The 20,282-nt window shown below is 56.4% G+C and carries 20 protein-coding genes; 15 read left to right on the forward strand and 5 right to left on the reverse strand.

The genetic code is table 11. The features are described from left to right. The 11 genes from flgK (at position 1) to F1E05_RS18765 (ending at position 13,160) form a co-directional block, all read left to right on the forward strand. Positions 1-1,656: a flagellar hook-associated protein FlgK gene (flgK, locus tag F1E05_RS18715; protein WP_150051178.1), complete on the forward strand. Its 1,656-nt coding sequence runs from the start codon at positions 1-3 to the stop codon at positions 1,654-1,656. Positions 1,657-1,669: 13 nt separating this feature from the next. Continuing rightward, positions 1,670-2,575 carry a flagellar hook-associated protein FlgL gene (flgL, locus tag F1E05_RS18720; protein WP_150051180.1) on the forward strand — a complete coding sequence of 302 codons (906 nt, stop codon included), beginning with the start codon at positions 1,670-1,672 and terminating at the stop codon, positions 2,573-2,575. A gap of 6 nt (positions 2,576-2,581) precedes the next feature. Then, positions 2,582-3,166 (forward strand): RNA 2',3'-cyclic phosphodiesterase, encoded by a 585-nt coding sequence (gene thpR / locus F1E05_RS18725; protein ID WP_150051182.1) that lies wholly within the window; start codon positions 2,582-2,584, stop codon positions 3,164-3,166. Between the two features lie 268 nt (positions 3,167-3,434). Next, positions 3,435-4,412, forward strand: coding sequence for a toll/interleukin-1 receptor domain-containing protein (locus F1E05_RS18730; RefSeq protein ID WP_150051184.1), 978 nt, complete (start codon positions 3,435-3,437; stop codon positions 4,410-4,412). Positions 4,413-4,726: 314 nt separating this feature from the next. Next, positions 4,727-5,059 (forward strand): hypothetical protein, encoded by a 333-nt coding sequence (locus F1E05_RS18735; RefSeq protein ID WP_150051186.1) that lies wholly within the window; start codon positions 4,727-4,729, stop codon positions 5,057-5,059. A gap of 337 nt (positions 5,060-5,396) precedes the next feature. Continuing rightward, on the forward strand, positions 5,397-5,864 hold the full coding sequence (gene rlmH, locus F1E05_RS18740; RefSeq protein ID WP_150051188.1) for a 23S rRNA (pseudouridine(1915)-N(3))-methyltransferase RlmH: 468 nt from the start codon (positions 5,397-5,399) through the stop codon (positions 5,862-5,864). Position 5,865: 1 nt separating this feature from the next. Next, a complete protein-coding gene (locus F1E05_RS18745; RefSeq protein WP_150051190.1) occupies positions 5,866-6,441 on the forward strand; it encodes a Maf family protein in 576 nt (191 codons plus the stop codon). Further along, entirely contained in the window at positions 6,438-7,892 is a 1,455-nt protein-coding gene (gene rng, locus F1E05_RS18750; RefSeq protein ID WP_150051192.1) for a ribonuclease G, read from the forward strand. Before F1E05_RS18745 ends, rng begins: the two co-directional genes overlap by 4 nt. 8 nt (positions 7,893-7,900) lie before the next feature. Then, positions 7,901-11,698 (forward strand): YhdP family protein, encoded by a 3,798-nt coding sequence (locus F1E05_RS18755; RefSeq protein ID WP_150051193.1) that lies wholly within the window; start codon positions 7,901-7,903, stop codon positions 11,696-11,698. A 45-nt stretch (positions 11,699-11,743) separates the two neighbouring features. After that, the gene (locus F1E05_RS18760) at positions 11,744-12,562 is read left to right on the forward strand and encodes a carbon-nitrogen hydrolase family protein (RefSeq protein WP_150051195.1); all 819 of its coding nucleotides are present in this window, start codon (positions 11,744-11,746) and stop codon (positions 12,560-12,562) included. Between the two features lie 4 nt (positions 12,563-12,566). Beyond that, a complete protein-coding gene (locus F1E05_RS18765) occupies positions 12,567-13,160 on the forward strand; it encodes an outer membrane protein assembly factor BamC (RefSeq protein ID WP_150051197.1) in 594 nt (197 codons plus the stop codon). A gap of 6 nt (positions 13,161-13,166) precedes the next feature. On the opposite strand, the gene moaC is transcribed toward F1E05_RS18765, so the two are convergent. After that, the gene (moaC, locus tag F1E05_RS18770; RefSeq protein WP_150051199.1) at positions 13,167-13,655 is read right to left on the reverse strand and encodes a cyclic pyranopterin monophosphate synthase MoaC; all 489 of its coding nucleotides are present in this window, start codon (positions 13,653-13,655) and stop codon (positions 13,167-13,169) included. Between the two features lie 47 nt (positions 13,656-13,702). Here moaC and F1E05_RS18775 point away from each other — a divergent pair, with 47 nt between their 5' ends. Continuing rightward, entirely contained in the window at positions 13,703-13,936 is a 234-nt protein-coding gene (locus F1E05_RS18775; protein WP_150051201.1) for a MoaD/ThiS family protein, read from the forward strand. 1 nt (position 13,937) lies between these two features. Beyond that, on the forward strand, positions 13,938-14,387 hold the full coding sequence (locus F1E05_RS18780; protein ID WP_150051203.1) for a molybdenum cofactor biosynthesis protein MoaE: 450 nt from the start codon (positions 13,938-13,940) through the stop codon (positions 14,385-14,387). A gap of 54 nt (positions 14,388-14,441) precedes the next feature. Here F1E05_RS18780 and alaS read toward each other — a convergent pair whose 3' ends face one another. The 4 genes from alaS to F1E05_RS18800 all read right to left on the reverse strand — a co-directional run bounded on the left by alaS (position 14,442) and on the right by F1E05_RS18800 (position 18,880). After that, positions 14,442-17,048: an alanine--tRNA ligase gene (gene alaS / locus F1E05_RS18785; RefSeq protein ID WP_190303196.1), complete on the reverse strand. Its 2,607-nt coding sequence runs from the start codon at positions 17,046-17,048 to the stop codon at positions 14,442-14,444. Positions 17,049-17,342: 294 nt separating this feature from the next. Continuing rightward, on the reverse strand, positions 17,343-17,810 hold the full coding sequence (locus F1E05_RS18790; protein ID WP_150051205.1) for a glycosyltransferase: 468 nt from the start codon (positions 17,808-17,810) through the stop codon (positions 17,343-17,345). Continuing rightward, positions 17,807-18,304, reverse strand: coding sequence for a glycosyltransferase (locus tag F1E05_RS18795; RefSeq protein ID WP_150051207.1), 498 nt, complete (start codon positions 18,302-18,304; stop codon positions 17,807-17,809). The genes F1E05_RS18790 and F1E05_RS18795 overlap by 4 nt, the downstream gene beginning before the upstream one ends. 63 nt (positions 18,305-18,367) lie before the next feature. Further along, the gene (locus F1E05_RS18800; RefSeq protein ID WP_150051209.1) at positions 18,368-18,880 is read right to left on the reverse strand and encodes a regulatory protein RecX; all 513 of its coding nucleotides are present in this window, start codon (positions 18,878-18,880) and stop codon (positions 18,368-18,370) included. A gap of 280 nt (positions 18,881-19,160) precedes the next feature. Here F1E05_RS18800 and F1E05_RS18805 point away from each other — a divergent pair, with 280 nt between their 5' ends. Together F1E05_RS18805 and ispA are read left to right on the forward strand one after the other, a co-directional pair. Beyond that, positions 19,161-19,394, forward strand: coding sequence for an exodeoxyribonuclease VII small subunit (locus F1E05_RS18805; protein ID WP_150051211.1), 234 nt, complete (start codon positions 19,161-19,163; stop codon positions 19,392-19,394). Beyond that, the gene (gene ispA, locus F1E05_RS18810; protein ID WP_150051213.1) at positions 19,387-20,280 is read left to right on the forward strand and encodes a (2E,6E)-farnesyl diphosphate synthase; all 894 of its coding nucleotides are present in this window, start codon (positions 19,387-19,389) and stop codon (positions 20,278-20,280) included. The genes F1E05_RS18805 and ispA overlap by 8 nt, the downstream gene beginning before the upstream one ends. The last annotated feature ends 2 nt before the right edge of the window (positions 20,281-20,282 follow it).

The raw sequence follows: 20,282 nt of genomic DNA on the forward strand, positions 1-20,282 counted from the left end.
ATGGCTATCGGAATTTTAGGCTCCGCACTTTCGGGTTTGGCAGCGTTCCAACGCTCGTTGGACGTCACCAGCAACAACATCAGCAACGCCAACACCGAAGGCTATAGCCGCCAACGCACCGAACTGCAAACCAGCCCCGAGCAATATGTAGGCTCCGGTTACTTGGGTAGCGGCGTCAACGTCAGCAACATCAAACGCAGCTACGACCAGTTCATCACCGGGCAAGTACGCGCCAGCTCCTCGGCGTTCAAAGAAGTGGATAGTTTTCATAGCCTATCCTCGCAAGTGGACAACGTATTAGCCGACAGCAATACCAGCGTGTCGACGGCGATGAAGGCGTTTTTCGATTCGGTCAACGACGTCGCCAACGATCCGACCTCGTTCGCCGCCCGCCAGGTTATGTTGGCACAAGGCGCAACCCTGACCAATCAATTCAATACGCTCAGCACCCGCTTCAACGAATTGCAGCGCCAAGTCAATTCCAATTTGACCCAAGCGGTCAAAGACGTCAACAGTTACGCCGCGTCGATAGCCGAGCTGAATCTGCAAATCAGCGACGCGATAGGCAAGGCTTCGGCTGGCCAGTTGCCTAACGAGCTGATGGACAAACGCGATGTATTACTAACCAAGCTGGCCGAAAAGGTCGACATATCGGTACTCAACCAGGAGGACGGCACGGTCAGCGTGTTCGTCGGCCAAGGCCAACCCTTGGTGATGTCCGGCAATACCGCTACGTTATCGCAGCAGGACAATGGCACCGACCCTTATCATCCCGATCTGCAGATCAACGGCGTTTCGGTAGCCAAATACTTATCCGGCGGCGAGATTTACGGCAATTTACGTTTTAGGAACGAAGTCTTGGACCCGGCGCAGGCGCAATTGGGGATGTTGGCGACCGGGTTTGCCACCGAGTTCAACAACCTGCACGCCGCCGGCTACGACACGAACGGCAATACCGGGGTGGCATTTTTCGAGCTTGGTACTCCGCAAGCCTTGATAATTCCGCATACCAAAGACTCGGCGCTGGTGGCGACCGCCAGTTTCTCGGCGCCGACCTCGGCGGCTAACCTGGGAGCCTCCTACCGCTTGGAGGTAACCGGTGCAGGCGTGTTCAGTCTGACCAATCTAACCGATAACACCACTACCGGTGGATTGAACGCGGCGTCCTTGGCGACCTTGTCGGCCGCCAACGGCTTCAGCATCAGTTTTAGCGGCGGTTCGCTGAATGTCGGCGATTCATTCGAAATCACCCCGAATTTCAACGTCGCCGGCACGATTAAAGTCAATCCTGCCTTGACTTCGGCCAGCCAAATCGCCGCGGCTTCGGCTGCCGGCTCGACCGGCGACAACGGCATCGCCCTACAATTGGCCGACTTGGAGCAAAAAACCAGCATGCTGGGCGGCAAGAAAACTTTTACCCAAGTGTACGGGCAATTGGTATCCGACGTCGGTTCCAAAACCAGCAGTGCCGCAGTCGGGGTAAGCGCCCAGCAAGTGCTGCTGAATCAAGCCACTGAGGCCAGAGAAACCTTGGCCGGGGTCAATTTGGACGAGGAAGCGGCCAACCTGATCAAATTCCAAAACGCCTATCAAGCCGCCGCCAAGGCGGTGTCGGTAGCGAGTTCGGTGTTCGATACTCTGATTAACGCGGTATAGTCCGGAGCGTATGATGCGAATTTCGACTTATTGGAACCAGCAATCCAACGTCAACCGAATGTTGGATCAGCAAGTTAAGCTAAACGACATTCAACTGAAATTGTCGTCCGGGCAAAAATATCTGACGCCGTCGGAAAACCCCGCCGTCGCCGCGACCGGCATAGACTTGCAACAAAACATCAAGGAAGGCGAGCAGTATCAAGTCAACATCGGTTTTGCCAAACAACGCTTGGGTCTGGAAGAATCCACCCTAAACAACGCCACCGAGGTATTGCAAAAAATCCGCGAACTGGCGGTGCAAGGCATGAACGACATCAACACCGCGGAAAACCGCAAGCAAATCGCCTTCGAAATCGACGAACTGAACCAGCATTTATTGGAATTGGCCAACACCCAAAACGCTAACGGCGAATACATATTCTCCGGCTACAAAACCGACGCACCGGCGTTTTCCAACAGTTCCGGCTATAGCTACGACGGCGACGCCAATCAGCGCACGCTGACGATAGGCCCCGGCCGCACCATCACTGACGGCGATCCCGGCGAAGCGGTATTCGGTACCGTTGCCGCCGGAACCTTAACCGCGGGCAGCATAGACAACGTCTTTCAGGCCATCGATAAACTCAGTACGGATTTCAAGGCCGACGTGGCCAACTCCGCGTCGTTGAACGATCTGGATACCACGCTGAAGCGCATGGGCACCATCCGCGCGTCGGCCGGCGCCCGCCTCAATGCTCTGGACAGCCAAGACAGTTGGAATACGGAGTACATCCTGCAAAACAAATCCACCGCTTCGGACATCGGCGATTTGGATTATGCCGACGCATTGACCAAATTCAATCTGCAACAAACCTCGTTGCAAGCGGCCCAGCAAGCCTACGTTAAAGTTCAACAGTTGTCGCTGTTCAACTACATCTAAGCGCCGATGAGCCCGCGCCGCGCCCCCGGCCAAAAGTTAAAGCGCCTGTTCTTCGCGCTGTGGCCCAAGGACGACGAACGCGCGCAATGCACTGCCATCGCAGCCGCCCACGCCGCCGGTTGCCGCAAGGTACCGTCCCACAATCTGCACGCGACGCTGGTTTTTCTCGGCAACGTCGATGCGCAACGCTTTGAAGCGCTAAGCGCAATCGAACCCCTTAAGCTGAAAACCGAACTGCTGCTCAGTTTCGACCGTATCGAATTCTGGAAAAAACCGCGTATCGTCTGTTTGACCGCCGGGAAAGTCGATCCGGAATTGCTGCAACTGGTAGAGCACCTGCAGCACACCGCCCGCGAACTCGGCATCGTATTAGACGAACGCCCCTACCGCCCGCACGTCACCCTGCTCAGAAAAGCCCAAGCGCTTGACGCCTGCGACATTCCGCCCATCGTCTGGCGTACCGACGCATTTTGTTTGGTGCAATCCTTAAGCACCGACCACGGTGTGCGCTACCAAGTCGTCAAATCTTGGAACTTTTTACATAAGACAGGCAAAGACAACGGACACCCGGATTGTTCTTTACACGATTAACCGGAACGCAGTTAGATGGACATCGTGCCCGACATTTTGTCCAGGGGAATAAATTGCAGACGCTTGTCGACTCCGCGCTAACAAATAAAATTTTGCGATGACAGGAAAAGACAAATAAGCTGTCAGTCAAGATGCGATAGTATTCCGCAAATGATGATTTTTAAATGGACGTACCAACGTTTTTACCTACCAAGAGCCATTTTCTTTAGCCGTCTGGATCTCGACCAAACGGACATGATTAGCAGTCGTACATCAGCGAGGGGATAATATGAAGGTTTTCATTAGTTGGTCCGGTGATACCAGCAAAGCTGCGGCGATTGCCATAGGCCAGAGCGTTTCTGACGTTTTCTCCAGCGTTGAACCTTGGATATCCGCGGTGAATATCCAGGCAGGGCAGCAATGGTTTAGTGAGCTTATGCAAGCGCTTGAGGACTCGAAATTCGCCATCGCGTGCATCACTAAGCGCTCCCTCGGCGCTCCCTGGATCATGTTCGAGTCCGGCGCCTTGTCGGCAAAATTCGGCTCCCCTAGACTTGTCCCGCTCATGCTGGATTGTGTCGCAGAGGATCTGGTAGATCCACTGGCGCGGTTTAACGGAGTCCTGTTCGACGAAGACAGCGTACACGGCTTGTTCAAGTCTATTAATTCGAGCGTAGGCACTCCATTGACACCAAAGGCGCTGAAAGCGGCTTTCAAGGAAATATGGCCCGACCTCAACGCCAAAATACACGATGCGCTCGAGGCCGAGCGCAAGACTCTCCGGCCCGAATACGACGTCTTCCTGTCTGCTCCGATGGCCTCATTCAAGGACGATAGCGAATATCAATCGTTTCGCGCAGAGGTTCTCAAGGTTATCCATGCCCTTGACGCCTGCGGACTGTCGGTATTTTGTGCACTGGAAACGATCGAATCAATGAGCATGTTCGACACCCATGGCGTCAGCACGCATGACGACTTGGACATTATGAAAAAGAGCGGGAGCTTCATCATGCTCTATCCGCAAAGACTCGCGACGAGCGCATTGTTCGAAGCCGGCTACGCGCTGGCACTGGGGCTGCCTAGCCTATTCTTTGTCCGCGACGAGCAAGACTTACCTTACTTAATGCAACGCCTACCGGAAGCCGTCACCCACGTTTCCATCCTGGACTCGCGTGAGTGGCAAACGTACGAAGATATCGGCGATCTGCTTCGCCGAAATGCCCATCACTACTTCAGGACGGGATCCGTAGCCCAACTCAAACTCTAAGCTGGGCGGCACGCGCATCGCAGGATTGCCGCCGAACAAGGCGCTGTGGCTATCATTGAAGAATTCAAGCCGATGAATCGAGCGTTGAACGACAGCTTACTATTGGCAAGCAATATGCTAAAAACATCGAATGTCGCAAATTGGCCGCAGTGAGGCAGCCACAAACACCGCGCGGGCATAGGCAAAATCATCGCAACCATTGTGAAGTACGCGAATAACCGAAAATACCGGCGCTCCGGTTACAATGCCAAGTGCGGCAAGCCCTAACTCGTCTCGTCATTGTATTAGCCCCCATCTGGAAAACCGGCAACCCCATGAACATCAAAGCGTTTGTTGCGACCTTATTGCTTGCCTGCCCAATACCGGCAATGTGCCAGGCCAATCCGACTCTAACGGATACGGCAATCGACCTTGCCTTCTATCGCCCGGCAGGACTTTTCCAAACCTTGCTCGGTTCGGCGGTTTTCCCGGTGCTTCTGCCGATGTCATTGGTGGCATCGGCGCTTGACCGCAGCTTGGTAATCGCCGATGTTGCCGAAAGTTTGGTCATAAAACCGGCGGAATTTACCTTTGTCCGGCCCTTGGGAATATCGAATTCGGAATGGCAGGCCCTCCGGCGGCAAGAAGAAGCGAACGGCGGCGGTTGAGTCAAGCCGGCTAGGCCTGCCGGGGATGATTGCCGGGTTTTCGTGGCTATTCATTACTTTCATTTGCCGAGGCGCTACAGTGCCCGCATGAACGTTAGGGATCGATAAAGAGCGGATGGAGCCGGCATACCCTGTTGATATTTCATCCCCTGCCGACTTTCGGCCGAACTAGCCCCCGAGCTCCGGTTCTTTTCGCCTATAACCTTTTCTGCAACCCAAATCCAGCACAACAAAATTGCCCCTGCAATTTCACAAACAGCCGGCGCTTCGTGTAATCTAGCTCTACTTTTCAGCCTTCGCGTTTTCGTTAACCCCTTCGCCCCCGTCACCGTTTCGCATGCAAATTCACTTAATTGCCGTCGGCAACAAAATGCCGGACTGGGTGCAGCAAGGCTATAATGAATACGCTAAACGCTTGCCGCGCGAGTGCGAGTTGGTCCTAAAAGAAATTGCGCCGGACAAGCGGCGCGGCGGCGATATTGCCCGCATTACCAAGGACGAAGGCGATAGGATGATAGCCGCTCTGCCGGCCCGAGCTCACGTAGTCACCCTGGACGTACCCGGCAAACCCTGGTCTACCGAAGACGCTGCCCGCGCATTGCAGCGCTGGCTGGGCAACGGTCAGCCGGTGGCCTTGATGATCGGCGGCCCGGAAGGCCTGGCGCCGGAGGTAAAGGAACTGGCTAGGGAATCCTGGAGCCTGTCGCCGCTGACCTTCCCGCATCCCTTGGTCCGCATCATCGTTGCTGAACAAATTTACCGCGCTTGGAGTCTGATCCAAAACCACCCCTACCACCGCCCATAGCATGAAACCGCAACTGATTTTGGCCTCCGCCTCGCCTCGCCGTAGCGAACTACTCAGGCAAATCGGCATTCGCCACCTAGTTAAAGCCGCAGACATCGACGAAACCCCGCTGCCGGGAGAAACGCCGCTAGCCTACGTCGAGCGTGTCGCCGGGGAAAAATCCGCCGCCGGAATGGCCGCTACCTGCGAGGATTTACCCGTGCTGGCCGCCGACACCAGCGTGGTACTGGACGGCGAAATTCTCGGCAAACCGCAAAACCCGGCCGATGCGGTTAGAATGCTGGGTTTGTTATCGGGGCGTCGCCACCAAGTATTTAGCGCGGTGTCCTTGCGGGGCGACAGCCACTGGCAAGCCGTAAACGTCAGCGAAGTCAAATTCCGCCCTATCAGCCCGGACGAAATTCAAGCCTATTGGCAAAGCGGCGAACCGCTGGACAAAGCCGGCGCCTATGCGATTCAGGGCTTGGGCAGCATATTTGTGGAATCGATTAGCGGCAGTTTTTCCGGGGTCATGGGCCTGCCGTTGTTCGAAACCGCGCAACTATTAGCCAGACAAGGGATTAAAGTGATTGCATGAGCGAGGAAATATTAATCAACGTCACGCCGCCGGAAACCCGGGTGGCGGTGATAGAGAACGGGGTACTGCAAGAACTGATTATCGAGCGGGTGCGGCAAAAGGGCCTGGTCGGCAATATTTACAAAGGCGAAGTGTGCCGGGTTTTACCGGGCATGCAGGCGGCATTTGTCGACATCGGCCTGGACAAGGCGGCGTTCTTGCATTTGTCGGATTTCAACGCCCAGGAATTGGCCGAAGGCTCCGACAATATCGAGCACTATCTTAAAGAAGGCCAGAAGATCGTAGTTCAGGTCACCAAAGATCCTTTAGGCAACAAAGGCGCCAGGCTGACCACCGACATCTCTATTCCGTCGCGCTATCAGGTCTACATGCCTTACGCGGCCAATTCCGGGGTTTCCCAGCGCATAGAGTGCGAAGACGAACGCATCAGGCTGCGCAACTGCATAGAAAGTTATTTGCAAAAACATACGATTCCGGGCGGTTTTATCGCCCGTACCGCCGCCGAATGCGTCGAAGAAGCCATTTTGTTTTCCGACATGACCTTCTTGTTCAAGCTGTGGGAATCCATTCTGGACAAGGGCAAAAAAGCCAAAGTCAAAACCTTGATACACGAAGATTTACCGCTGAGCGTCAGGACCTTGCGGGATTTGTATAAAGAAGGCGTCGAAAAGGTGCGGGTGGACTCCAAAGAAACGTTTTTGCGCATGGTGGAATTCGCCGAAACCTTTCTGCCGGAAGTGGTGCCGGTGATCGAGCATTATTCCGGCGAGCGGCCGGTGTTCGACATTTACAACGTCGAAGACGAAATCAGCAAGGCCCTGGACCGCAAGGTCAAGCTGAAATCCGGCGGCCATTTGGTATTCGACCAAACCGAGTCGATGACCACGGTGGACGTCAACACCGGCGGCTACGTCGGCGGCCGCAATCTGGAAGAAACCATTTTCAAAACCAACCTGGAAGCGGCTCAAACCATATCCCGGCAGCTACGGTTGCGCAATCTGGGCGGCATCATCATCATCGATTTCATCGACATGCAGAGCGAGGAACACAAAAAACAAGTGTTGTACGCTTTGCAGCGCAACTTGGACAAAGACCACGCCAAAACCAAAATCACCGAGGTTTCCGCGCTGGGCTTGGTGGAAATGACCCGCAAACGCACCCGCGAAAGCCTGGAACACATATTATGCGAACCTTGCTCCACCTGCGGCGGGCGCGGGGTGCTGAAAACCGCCGAATCGATCTGTCTGGAAATATTCAGAGAAATCATCCGCGTGGTCAGACAGTACAACGTGCAGCAGATTCTGGTGCTGGCATCCGAACAAGTGGTGGAAATGCTGCTGGACGAAGAAGCCGACATGCTGGCCGAGCTGGAAGTATTTCTTAAAGTCGGCATCAAGTTGCGCGCCGAAACCGAATACAATCAAGAGCATTACGACGTCGTTCTGCTGTAGTTTCGCCCGTGTTCGCCCATTTAACCCGCGCCGCCCGCCTTGCCTTGTTTTGGCTGCTGATCAGTGCAGCCGTGTTAATCAGCCTTGCTCGCTGGCTACTGGCCGACATCGGCGATTACCGCGGTCAGTTGGAACGGCAAATCCGCGACACCACCGGCCTGCCGATACGCTTCGGCCACCTCAGCGCCGGCATGCGCGGCCTCAACCCGGAAATCGTGTTCGGCGACATCAACATAGACGCCGACCGGGCGGATGCGCATACCGACATTCGCTTGCGGGAGATCCGCGCCGGCATCGATTTTTCCGAGCTGTTACTGACCTGGAATTGGGCTGCCGCGGGCCGCATTACCCTGGTCGGCGCCGACATCGCCGTGCTGCGCCAACAAGACGGCAGCCTTGCGCTCAAAGGCTTGCAGGCCGGCGACGAACCGCCGCTGTGGCTGCTGCAGGGCGGCAGATACGAGATCCTGGACAGCCGCATGACCTGGCAGGACCTGCTGCACGATAGCCCGCCGCTGCCGGTGGAGCACATCGATTTGGTGTTCAAAAACCATCATTTCGATCGAAGCCACGAACTGCACCTGCTGGCCCGCTTGCCGGAACAATTCGGCGAAAGTGTGCGGATTTCCGCCCGCTTCGACGACAAGGCCGTGGAATCCGGCAGCTTCACCGGCGAGATTTATATCGAAGCCGTCGATTTACAAGCCAACGCGCTCACAAGCGCCGAACTGCCGATGGATTTGCATTGTTATAGCGGCGCCGGCGACCTGAGAGTTTGGAGCGCTTGGCGCGACTCCGCCCCGTACCGAATCGCCGGCTACCTGCAAGCACAGCAAATCAAGGTCGGCAAGAAAGACAGCAAACCGGTCGTCATGGACACCCTGGACGGCAACTTCAGCTGGAGCCACCAAAACGGACGCTGGCGCCTAGCCGCTTACGACCTCAACATTTTCGCCAATAAGCAGCGTTGGCCGCACGGCGAGTTCTATCTGCAACAAAATCAACAAGGCGATTTGTCCGTCAGCATTACCCAACTCGACCTGCCGGCCGCCATGTTACTGGCGCCGCTGCTGACCCCGGCAAAGCCCGATTACGCCGATTGGTTGAAACTGAATCCGCGCGGACGTTTGAACGATGTCCGGGTATTCGTCGGCAGCGATGGCCAACAATTCGCGGCTAACGGCCGCTTTACCGGCTTGGGTAACGACCGCCACGGCGAGCTGCCGGGGCTGAGCAACCTCGACGGCAACATAGAATTGACCGACCGGAGCGGCCACCTGGCGTTGTCCGGCAGCGACATTACCGTAGACGCGGCCAACTGGTTTCGGCAAAACCTATCGGTAACCAGCCTGCACGGGCGAATCGCTTGGCGGCACGACACCGACCGATGGTTGATCGGCAGCGAAAACCTGCTGCTAGCCAGCCCCGACTTTCATACCGAAAGCACGTTTCAATTCAGTAAGTTCGATGAAGCCGGCAAAGCACCGCATTTACGTCTGCGCACTTCTTTCGCCGATTTTGCCGACATCGGCCGGGTCAAAACCTATTTACCCGCCAAAATCATGGATCAAGACGCCGTCGCCTGGCTGGACGATGCCTTTGTCGCCGGCCGGGTAAGCCGCGGCGAACTGATTGTCAACGGCGATTTGGACCGTTTTCCGTTCGCCGACGGCAACGGCCGGTTCGAAACCGCGTTCGTCATCGAACACGGCGACATCCAATTCAACGAACTATGGCCGCATTTGCAAGACGTATACGCCGACGTGCAATTTCTCGGCCCGGATTTACAGGTCGCCATCGCATCGGGGCATAGCGAAAACGTCACCATCCACCAGGCGCTGATCACCATTCCGCAGGTGGCCGACAGCGATCACGTCTACGTCTGGGGCGCGCTGCAAGCCAGGATCATGGATAGTCTTAGTTTTCTGCACCATTCGCCGCTGAAAAGCGACGTGGCGCCGGTAGCCGGCATACTGCAAGCGGAAGGCGACACCGAAATCAGCCTACAGCTGCAAATTCCCTACGACGTAAATGCCCCGGTCGGGGTAAACGTCGACGCAAGCTTGCAAGACGCCCAGCTGACCGTCAAACCGGTCGGGCTGAAAGTCGACGGGGTTAGCGGCGTGTTGAATTTCACCGCCGACAGCATATCCAGCACCCGCATCGACGCACGCACACTGGGCCAACCCATCCGCGCCAAACTAAGCAGCGACGCGGCGGCGACTTATCTGAGCGTACAGGGCGCGGCCTCGGTCGAGCGCGTGCAAAAGCAATTCAGCTACTTAAAAACCTCCGCCGTGACCGGCAATGTTAATTACGATTTGAAACTGACGCTGCCCGGCGCCGAGGCACAAGCCGCCCAATTGCTGATAGACAGCGATCTCAAAGGCGTGGCGGTCGACGGCCTGCTGTTGGAAAAAGCCGCCGCCGACTCCAAACCGCTGAACTTGGAATTCACACTAGACGACGCGCCGCTGATGCCGTTAAGCATCGCATACGGCAACGATTGGCATGCCAGTTTGCTGATCGACAAAAAACGCGAAAGCCTGCATTCGGCCCATCTGTTGTTCGGACAGGGCCGCAGTGCGCCGTTTCAGGAAGCCGGCATTAAACTGGAGGTGCGCCAACCACGCTTCGATTTGTCGCAGGCTTTGGCCGCCTTCGGCAAACAAAGCGGTCAGACCGGCCTGCCGGCGCTTAAGTCGCTAGCGTTGGACACCGCGCAATTACTGTGGCACGAACGAGAACTAGGCCCGTTCCATTTTCAAGCGCAGCACCAAGACCGGCATTGGCGCGGCAAGATACAAGGCGCCATGGCCGACGGCGAGTTCGACGTGCCGGACCAAAACGGCGGCGACAACCGCATCGTTCTGGAAATGAACCAGCTCAACCTGTCCGCGCTGGAAAAATTCGACCTTGGCGAAGCCGGCGATCCCACACAGGAACTGCCTTTGATCGACATCGACAGTCGCCGGCTGTTGTGGCGCGGCATCGATTTAGGCAGCTTGCGCTTGCGCACCGAACGCCGCAACAACGGCATTCACTTTAAAAAAATTCAATTGCAAGACCAGCAAAACACCCTGGAAGTCTCGGCCGATTGGCTGAAGCAAGCCAACGGCACCGTCACCTTGGTACAAGGCAGCTTGGATTCCGACGCATTCGGGCCGTTTTTGTCGCGCCTGAACTTTAGCGACGACATCAAAGAAACCAAAGCGCATTTGGAATTCAAAGGCGGCTGGCGCGGCGCTCCGCACCAATTCTCGCTCGCCAGACTAAACGGTCAACTGCAGCTGAACATGAAAGACGGGCGAATTTCCAGCATAGAGCCGGGCTTCGGCCGTTTGCTGGGCTTGATTGCCGTCGAGCAGTGGGTCAAGCGCTTGAGTCTGGATTTCAGCGACGTCTACCGGCAGGGCTTGGCCTTCGACGAAATCAAAGGCCACATCAAAATCAAAGACGGCTTGGCGTTCACCGACGATTTGCAGGTAGACGCGGTAGCGGCTAAATTTCAGCTGGCCGGCTTCGCCAACCTAGTCGACAAAACCCTGGATCAGCGGGTGGCGGTGGTTCCCAAGAGTTCCGACGCCGTCCCCATTGCTGGTACAATCGTCAGCGGCATTGCCGGCCTGATTACCCAAGCCGTCACGGACGATTACAAAGAAGGCTATTTCTTCGGCTCGCAATATCAGTTGTCCGGCACCTGGGGGAATATCGAAGTAACCCCCTTGCACGATCAAGACGGGCTGTTGAAAAAAACCTGGCGCGGCCTGACCGATTTCGGCTGGCTGGATTTCAGCAGCGAATGACCGCCAGTAGCGGCTAGATACAATAACAATACATAAGGACTCTTCATGACAATCTGCGCAGCGATTCAGATGGCTTCCGGGCCGCAAGTCAACGCTAACTTGCTGGAAGCCGAAAAACAAATCGCCGAAGCCGCCAAAGCCGGCGCCCGCTTGGTGGCTTTACCGGAAAACTTCGCCATCATGGGCATGAACGAATACGATAAAGTCCAAGTGCGCGAAGCGGACGGCCACGGCCCCATCCAGGATTTTTTGGCCGCCACCGCTAAAAAATACGGGGTCTGGGTCATAGGCGGCACCATGCCGATGGCCGCCAACGCCGACAACAAAGTCCGGGCCGCCTGCTTGGTTTACGACGAGCAAGGCCAACGCGTCGCCCGCTACGACAAAGTACATTTGTTCGACGTCAGCGTGCCGGACACCGCCGAAGAATACCGCGAATCGGATTCGGTCGAAGCCGGCGATCAACCGTGCATAGTCGACACCCCGTTCGGCCGCATCGGCATCGCGGTGTGTTACGACCTGCGTTTTCCGGAATTTTTCCGCCCCATGACCCGCAAAGGCTTGGACATTATCGTCATTCCGTCCGCCTTTACCTCCAAAACCGGCGCGGCCCATTGGGAAGTGCTGCTGAGAGCCAGAGCCATCGAAAACCTCTGTTACGTCATCGCCCCCAACCAGGGCGGTTTCCACATCAACGGCCGGCAAACTTACGGGCACAGCATGATCGTCGATCCCTGGGGCGTCGTGCTGGATTGCTATAAAACCGGACCCGGTTTCGTGTCCGCCGAGGTGGACAAGAACCGGCTGGTCAAGATGCGTACCGCATTTCCGGTACTGGAGCATAGACGCTACTTTTGCGAATAAACTTATGCGTAAACTGTTAACCGTCGGCTTGCCCGCCTTATTGCTGGGCGCTTGCGCCGACACCTCCGAACGCTACCGCGATACCCACCAACTGGAACTGCCGCCGGAACTGCCGATAGAACACACCCACGTGCAAGAAGCCGTCGCGGTCGACGATTTAAAACCTAAAGCAACGGCCGCGTCGTCGCTAGCCGGTCTGATCGAATTAAAAGACGACGAAAAAAGCCCTAAGCTAATCTTGAAAACCCGCCCGGACCGGGCTTGGGAAATGGTGGTGGTGGCACTGAAGCTTTGCAATACCGAAGTAATAGACAAAAACCGCGAAGAGCTTAAACTGCAAGTCCGTTACGACCCGGATAGCGCTTGCGAAGAACAAGGCATTTGGGATGCTTTGATGCATAACGACTATGCCGAGGCCGAATACACGCTGAAGCTGAAAGAAGACGCGTACGGGGTTAACGTCACCGCCGGTTTGAGCAAACCGGACGATCTGGAATTCGGCGAAGACGGCTCGCCCCGGCTGATCCGTCTGCTCCACAAAACCATGGACGAAAAAATCATCCATCGCGAGCAACGGAAAAAACCGGAACAAGAGTGACTTAGCCTAGTCCGCGCCGCGTAGCCAGCGGCCGGATTTGCCGCCGGTTTTTTCCAGCAAGCGCACACCCTGAATCGCCATGCCGCGGTCGACCGCCTTGCACATATCGTAAATGGTCAACAAAGCTACCTGAACCGCGGTCAAGCCTTCCATTTCCACTCCGGTTTGACCGTTGGTTTTTACCGTCGCCAGACAATGCACCCGGTTGCGCTCGGGCTGCGGCTGCAGCTGCACTTCCACGTGGGTCAACGGCAACGGGTGGCAAAGCGGAATCAAATCGGCGGTTTTCTTGCTGGCCATGATGCCGGCGATACGGGCAATGCCTAAGACGTCGCCTTTTTTATGATTGCCTGCGATAATCAGCGCCAGAGTATCCGCCTGCATCTCGATGTAACCTTCGCAAACCGCGGCCCGCTGCGTGACGGCTTTATCGCCGACATCCACCATGTGGGCCTCGCCGGCCGCGTTGAAATGCGTCAAGCTTGTTTCAGACATAATCGTTATCCGCCAAAAGCCCCATTGTATTGTATTCGGTGACCCCCATGCCCATTCGAGTCCGCTATTTCGCCAGCCTGAAAGACAAGGTCGGCCGCTCGGAAGACGAGTTGATTTATGCAACGCCGCTCAGCGTGCGCGACGCTTGGCGGCAACTGCACCCGAATCTGCCGTTGCCGGAACCGCTGTTGGCTGCCGTCAACATGGAATACGTCGATTTGGATGCGTTAGTGCAAGACGGCGACGAACTGGGATTTTTCCCGCCGGTAACCGGAGGTTGAGATGCTGATCGAACTACGCGCCGAGGCTTTCGACCCATGGCGGGAAGTCCAAGCCTATCAAGCCAACTTCCAGGATTTAGCCGGCAAATTCGGCGCTACCGCCGTGTTCGTCGGCAGCATGCGCGACTTCAACCAAGGCGACGGCGTGTCCGCCATGAGTTTGGAGTATTATCCGGGTATGACCGAAAAACAGCTGCAACGTATTGTTGAATGCGCCCAAAGCCGCTGGCAACTACTGAATAGCTTGGTACTGCACCGGATAGGCGATGTAAAACCGCAAGACACGCTGGTATTAGTCGCCGTCTGGTCGGCGCACCGCGGCGACGCCTTCGACGCCAACCGCTACATCATGGAAGAATTGAAAAGCCAAGCGCCGTTCTGGAAGCGAGAAACCTTAAGCGACGGCCGGCAACGCTGGGTGGAAAAAAACAGCGACGGTTATGCGCATTGAGCCGCAGGCCGGCCACTCAATGCGCAAACGTTAACAAAACTAAACCGCTAAATTCTACACCCGTTCCGCAATCCAAGCCGCCACGCTCTGCAATGCACCGGGCAAACCGGCCGGATCGTTGCCGCCCGCTTGCGCCATATCCGGCCGGCCGCCGCCTTTGCCGCCGACCTGGGTCGCGACAAAATTCACCAACTCGCCGGCCTTGATCTTATCCATCGCGTCTTTGGATACGCTGGCCACCAAGCTGACTTTATCGCCGCTAACCGCGGCCAACACCAGGGCGCAACTACCCAGTTTGTTTTTCAGCTGATCGGCCAAATCGCGCAAGGCCTTGGGATCGACATCGTCCAATTTGACCGCCAGCACCTTAACGCCGTTTACGTCTACCGCTTGATCGGTCAATTCGTCGCCGGCCGAGCTGGCTAGTTTGCCTTTGAGTTTTTCCAGTTCCTTTTCCAGATGGCGGGTTTTCTCCAGCAATTGCTGCACCTTGTCGGCGGTCTTGTCCGGCGCCGCTTTCAGCAGGCCGGCAATGCTGAGCAAGGCCTGTTCGCGCTGGGCAATCCATTCCAACGCGCCTTGGCCGGTCACCGCTTCGACGCGGCGCACGCCGGCGGCAACGCCGGTTTCAGTGACGATTTTCAGCAAGCCGATGTCGCCGGTGCGCTGCACGTGGGTACCGCCGCACAGCTCGGTGGAAAAATCGCCCATCGTCAATACCCGCACTTCGTCGCCGTATTTTTCGCCGAACAGCGCCATCGCGCCGGCCTTGACTGCTTCGTCTTTAGCCATGATTTGCGCGCAGACCGCGTTATTGGCGCGGATTTGTTCGTTGACCAGGCGTTCGACGGCGGCGATTTGCTCGGCCGTCATCGGCTCGAAATGCGAGAAGTCGAAACGCAAGCGCTCGGAGTTGACCTGCGAGCCTTTTTGCTGCACGTGTTCGCCCAACACGCTACGCAAAGCCGCGTGCAATAAGTGCGTCGCCGAGTGGTTGCGCTCGGTCGCTTTGCGGATCTCGGCGTTGACGCTGACTTCACAAGCCATGCTCTCGGCAATCACGCCTTTGACGACTTTGCCTTTATGCAAAAACAACTGGCCGCCCTGTTTTTGGGTGTCAGTCACTTCAAACGTGCCGCCGGTGCATTCGATCAAGCCGCTGTCGCCAACCTGACCGCCGGATTCGGCATAGAACGGGGTTTGGTCCAGAATCAACACGCCTTCATCGCCAGCTTCCAGGCTCTCCACCGCTTGGCCTTTTTTGAACAAGCCAATGACTTGCACCGAGCCGTCCAGATGCGAGTAACCGGTAAATTCGGTGACGCTGTCGTGGCGAATATCCTGGTCGTAATCGGCCGCGAACTGGCCGCCGGCCCGAGCCCGGTCGCGCTGGGCGCTCATTTCGATTTCGAAGCCGGCGTGGTCCACGCTGAGGTTATGTTCGCGGGCGAAGTCGGCGGTCAAATCCACCGGGAAACCGTAGGTGTCGTACAGTAGGAACACCACGTCGCCGGGGATGACGTGGCCGTCCAGTTTGGCAACGCAGTTTTCCAAAATCTTCATGCCCTGGTCCAGGGTCTCGGCGAAGCGCTCTTCTTCCTTCTTCAAAACCCGCTCGACTTGTTCCTGTGCCTTAACCAGCTCCGGATAGGCTGCGCCCATCTCGGCCGCCAGCGGCGCGACCAGTTTGTAGAAGAAGGTGTCCTGAATGCCCAAACGGTAGCCGTGACGAATCGCACGGCGGACGATGCGGCGCAACACGTAGCCGCGGCCTTCGTTGGACGGCAGCACGCCGTCGGCCACCAAAAACGCACAGGAACGAATGTGGTCGGCGATGACGCGCAGCGAGCTGTTGCTCAAATCGCTGGTGCCGGCCAACGCGGCGGCGGTTTTGACCAGATTTTGGAAAATATCGATTTCGTAATTGCTGTGCACGCCCTGCATCACGGCGGCGATGCGCTCCAAGCCCATGCCGGTATCGACCGACGGCGCCGGCAGCGGCGTCAGGTTGCCGTCCTTGTCGCGCTCGTATTGCATGAACACCAGGTTCCAGATTTCGATGTAACGGTCGCCGTCTTCGTCCGGACTGCCCGGCGGGCCGCCGGCCACGTGTTCGCCGTGGTCGTAGAAAATCTCGGTGCAAGGGCCGCACGGGCCGACATCGCCCATAGCCCAGAAGTTGTCCTTGGCGCCGATCCGCGAGAAGCGGGTCGGATCGATTTTGACTTCTTCCAGCCAAATCGCTTCGGCTTCCGAGTCCTCGTCGAACACCGTCACCCACAGCTTAGCCGGCGGGATGCCCATTTCCTGAGTCAAAAAGTCCCAGGCAAAATTGATCGCGTCGCGCTTGAAATAATCGCCGAAGCTGAAGTTGCCCAGCATCTCGAAGAAGGTATGGTGGCGGGCGGTGTAACCGACGTTCTCCAAATCGTTATGCTTGCCGCCGGCCCGCACGCAGCGCTGGCTGGTCGCGGCGCGGTTGAAATCGACTTTCTCCCGACCCAGAAATACGTCCTTGAACTGCACCATACCGGCGTTGGTGAACAGCAAGGTCGGATCGTTGCCCGGCACCAAACTGCTGGACGGACGCACGGCATGGCCGCGCTGGCGGAAGAATTCCAAAAAGGCGGCGCGGATTTCGGCGCTGGTCATGTGTTTCATCGTGGTTATTTCGTATGTTCCAAATTAAATTCGCTCGCTTCCCAAGGTCGGCACCTATGGAAAGTTTTTGTCAATATCTCGTCTGCGCAAACAACGGTTAAAATCAACTCGCCAATCAAAAACTCTAATCCGACTCGCAAATCGCCCATCCGTAGCTGCTAAAAACGCTCGTAACCTAGTAGTTTTTTTACTTGGCAAATTGCCTTAAGTTCGGCTGTTTCAATGTCAACCCAAGTAAAGTTCGGCCCCCAAAAAACCTATCGAGAATTGGACATACCACCGATCTCTCCACGGTTAAACCGCTTCCGAGCCCAGCTGCGCGATATAGCCGTTCAAATCGTCCGCCAAAGACGGCACTTCGGCGGTCTGATAGCGGTAGTTTTCCGCGCGCGCCAACAATGGCAATACCTCGCTCAATTCGCGGGTCCATAAAATCGGCACCACTTTAGCCAGGCGCGCCAGAAACTGAGTCTGATGGTCGTCGGCCCCCTTGGGATTGGCCACCGCGACGAACTTTTTGCCGCGCGCCACTACGTCCAGGGTACTACCGGTGCCACCGTGGCAAATCACCCTGTCGGCTTGATCCAGATAGTCGGACAGCGACTGGCTGTAGTGGAAAAACTCGCAATGCCGCGGCTGGTAGGCGCCGTGGCCGATTTGGCAAATCACCTTATCCTGTATTGCCCCGCAACCCACCGCTTCGTCGACCAAACGAATCAAATCGTCGAATGGTAGCGTGGTACCCACCGTCACGAAAATCATAAAACCGTACCTTTATAGACGGCGCCTTTATACAGCGTCACCGCTTCCGGCCATTGCACGTAAAACCGGTCGGCCAATTTGAATTTGCTGAGCAAGCGGCCGGTAGTCGAGGCTTGATTGACCCGGGTGATACTGTCTATGTACACCGTCTTGATTCCTAGCAGCTTGGCGGCCAAAAAAATCGGCACCGCCAGCGACGAGGCCACGGTCACCACCAAATCCGGCCTGTCGCTGTGCAGCATAGCCAGCGCCGCCCGGATACACTTAACGAAATTCAGTGCCCGCGATACGGCCGACGACGCAATCGTGGTCACCGGCGGAATCCTGACGATTTCGAAACGGCGCTGCAAGCGCTTTTCGATCTCCGGAATCATTTGCAGACTGTCGGTAGGCACGGCCAAGCGGATCCGATTGGCCGCGTTAAGTTTGCCCAGCAGCGATACGCTTTGAAAAAAGAACCCGCCGCCGCCTATGACCATGACAATGTGTTTCATGCAAAACTCTCCGTACCGCTTATTTTCTCGCGCGCGCCGTTCGGCTGGCGTACTTTGCTTAGCTCAGTTGGCGAATCCGCTATCGGCATCCACCCTGCTTAGCTTAATTTTCAACTCGGCGAACACCTGTTTGATGGTGTCGCCGGCAAACCCACGTTGCTGCAAGAAGCGGCTGCGCTTGGCCCATTCGCGCGGCGTCAGCGATTTTTCGTCGCCGAATTTGCCCGCGTAAACCTCCAAGGACAGATTCAGCCAACCGCCTCGGCTCTCGGCCTGCACATCCAAATCGGCGCCCACAATGCCGCGTTGCTGCAATTCGTAAGCGATCCGGATCGGTCCGTAGCCCTTGGCAATCCGGTCGCGGATGTAGCATTCGGCATAACGCGCGTCGTCTTGCCAGCTTTGCCGGCTCAAGTCGTCGATAACCGCCGCCACCTCGTCGCGCTCGAAGCCGCGCATCGCCAGTTTGTCAAGCAACTGCCGCTTACTGTGCTCGCGGCGCGCCAATAAACGCAGGCAAATGGTCTCGATTCGGACACGGCGCTCCGCTTGATTTTCGCCCGATTCAACCGTCATCGTCCGTGCTCGTAAAATGCGGACATTATCACACAGATAAGCGCTGCGGAAACAGCGAGGACAAAGGCTGCCGGCCAATACGACACGTTCGAGCGCCCGGACTGACTTTAAGCGAAATTGCCCAGCCACTGCGAGCCGGCTAGAAATAGCAACCGAATTTCACTCCACACCTTACCGCGCGAGCGTCGCCAAATCGATCCAAACTTTCCTGCACACTGGCCAGAAAGCCAATTCATACTATAATGCTCGGTCATTTTTTTAGCACTGCGGCGCGCATATCATGTCTAGACGCAAAAGCGCTTCCCAATTCGAAGAGGCGATGGAAGAACTGCAAAAACTGGTGGAGCAAATGGAACGGGGCGATCTTTCCCTGGAAGAATCGCTGAAAGCGTTCGAACGCGGCATCAAATTGACTCGCACCTGCCAACAAGCCTTGCAAGACGCCGAACAAAAAGTCCAAATCCTATTAGAAAAAAACGGCCAACAAACTCTGGAGCCCTTTAACGATGAGTAATTTAAAAGCCTACCTCAGCGCCTGCCAGAATCGCATCGAGCGTGCGCTGGACGCTCGCTTGCCCGGCGACAACATCCTGCCGCAACAACTGCATCAAGCCATGCGTTATTCGGTACTGAACGGCGGCAAACGCATGCGCCCGTTATTGACTTACGCCACCGGACAAGCCTTGGGCTTAAGCGAAGACGTATTGGATGCCCCCGCCTGCGCCGTGGAATTCATTCACGTTTACTCATTGATTCACGATGACCTGCCGGCAATGGACAACGACGATCTGCGCCGCGGCAAACCCACTTGCCATAAAGCCTTCGACGAAGCGACCGCCATTTTAGCCGGCGACGCCCTGCAAGCCTTGGCCTTCGAAATCCTGGCCCACGACGCCGGCATCCGGGTAGATGCGTCCGCACGCTTGCAAATGATCAACACGTTGGCCAGAGCCGGCGGTTCTCAAGGCATGGTAGGCGGCCAAGCCATAGACCTCGGCTCGGTGGGCCGGACATTGAGTTTGCCGGAACTGGAAAATATGCATATCCATAAAACCGGGGCGTTGATTCGGGCCAGCGTCAATCTGGCGGCCTGGTCCAAGCCGGATCTGGATACTGTAATAGCGAAAAAACTCGATCACTACGCCAAATGCATAGGCCTATCGTTTCAGGTTAAAGACGATATCCTGGATGTGGAAGCCGACACCGAGACTTTAGGCAAAACCCAGGGCAAGGATGCGGACAACGACAAACCGACCTATCCGGCGCTGTTGGGCATGGCCGGCGCCAAGCAAAAAGCCCGGGAATTGCACGAACAAGCCGTCGCCAGTCTGAGCGATTTCGGCAGCGAAGCCGATTTGTTGCGCGATTTATCGCTTTACATCATCGAACGCACGCATTAAGC

Source organism: Methylomonas rhizoryzae (assembly GCF_008632455.1).
Lineage (GTDB): Bacteria > Pseudomonadota > Gammaproteobacteria > Methylococcales > Methylomonadaceae > Methylomonas > Methylomonas rhizoryzae.

What these genes read in the sequence shown, in the direction of transcription:
- F1E05_RS18800 (WP_150051209.1), bottom strand. Translation starts at nt 18,880, where the DNA reads ATGACGGTTGAATCGGGCGAAAATCAAGCGGAGCGCCGTGTCCGAATC.
- ispA (WP_150051213.1), top strand. Translation starts at nt 19,387, where the DNA reads ATGAGTAATTTAAAAGCCTACCTCAGCGCCTGCCAGAATCGCATCGAG.
- alaS (WP_190303196.1), bottom strand. Translation starts at nt 17,048, where the DNA reads ATGAAACACATGACCAGCGCCGAAATCCGCGCCGCCTTTTTGGAATTC.
- F1E05_RS18780 (WP_150051203.1), top strand. Translation starts at nt 13,938, where the DNA reads ATGCTGATCGAACTACGCGCCGAGGCTTTCGACCCATGGCGGGAAGTC.
- rng (WP_150051192.1), top strand. Translation starts at nt 6,438, where the DNA reads ATGAGCGAGGAAATATTAATCAACGTCACGCCGCCGGAAACCCGGGTG.
- rlmH (WP_150051188.1), top strand. Translation starts at nt 5,397, where the DNA reads ATGCAAATTCACTTAATTGCCGTCGGCAACAAAATGCCGGACTGGGTG.
- F1E05_RS18795 (WP_150051207.1), bottom strand. Translation starts at nt 18,304, where the DNA reads ATGAAACACATTGTCATGGTCATAGGCGGCGGCGGGTTCTTTTTTCAA.
- moaC (WP_150051199.1), bottom strand. Translation starts at nt 13,655, where the DNA reads ATGTCTGAAACAAGCTTGACGCATTTCAACGCGGCCGGCGAGGCCCAC.
- F1E05_RS18805 (WP_150051211.1), top strand. Translation starts at nt 19,161, where the DNA reads ATGTCTAGACGCAAAAGCGCTTCCCAATTCGAAGAGGCGATGGAAGAA.
- F1E05_RS18735 (WP_150051186.1), top strand. Translation starts at nt 4,727, where the DNA reads ATGAACATCAAAGCGTTTGTTGCGACCTTATTGCTTGCCTGCCCAATA.
- flgL (WP_150051180.1), top strand. Translation starts at nt 1,670, where the DNA reads ATGCGAATTTCGACTTATTGGAACCAGCAATCCAACGTCAACCGAATG.
- F1E05_RS18760 (WP_150051195.1), top strand. Translation starts at nt 11,744, where the DNA reads ATGACAATCTGCGCAGCGATTCAGATGGCTTCCGGGCCGCAAGTCAAC.
- F1E05_RS18765 (WP_150051197.1), top strand. Translation starts at nt 12,567, where the DNA reads ATGCGTAAACTGTTAACCGTCGGCTTGCCCGCCTTATTGCTGGGCGCT.
- thpR (WP_150051182.1), top strand. Translation starts at nt 2,582, where the DNA reads ATGAGCCCGCGCCGCGCCCCCGGCCAAAAGTTAAAGCGCCTGTTCTTC.
- F1E05_RS18775 (WP_150051201.1), top strand. Translation starts at nt 13,703, where the DNA reads ATGCCCATTCGAGTCCGCTATTTCGCCAGCCTGAAAGACAAGGTCGGC.
- F1E05_RS18745 (WP_150051190.1), top strand. Translation starts at nt 5,866, where the DNA reads ATGAAACCGCAACTGATTTTGGCCTCCGCCTCGCCTCGCCGTAGCGAA.
- F1E05_RS18730 (WP_150051184.1), top strand. Translation starts at nt 3,435, where the DNA reads ATGAAGGTTTTCATTAGTTGGTCCGGTGATACCAGCAAAGCTGCGGCG.
- F1E05_RS18790 (WP_150051205.1), bottom strand. Translation starts at nt 17,810, where the DNA reads ATGATTTTCGTGACGGTGGGTACCACGCTACCATTCGACGATTTGATT.
- flgK (WP_150051178.1), top strand. Translation starts at nt 1, where the DNA reads ATGGCTATCGGAATTTTAGGCTCCGCACTTTCGGGTTTGGCAGCGTTC.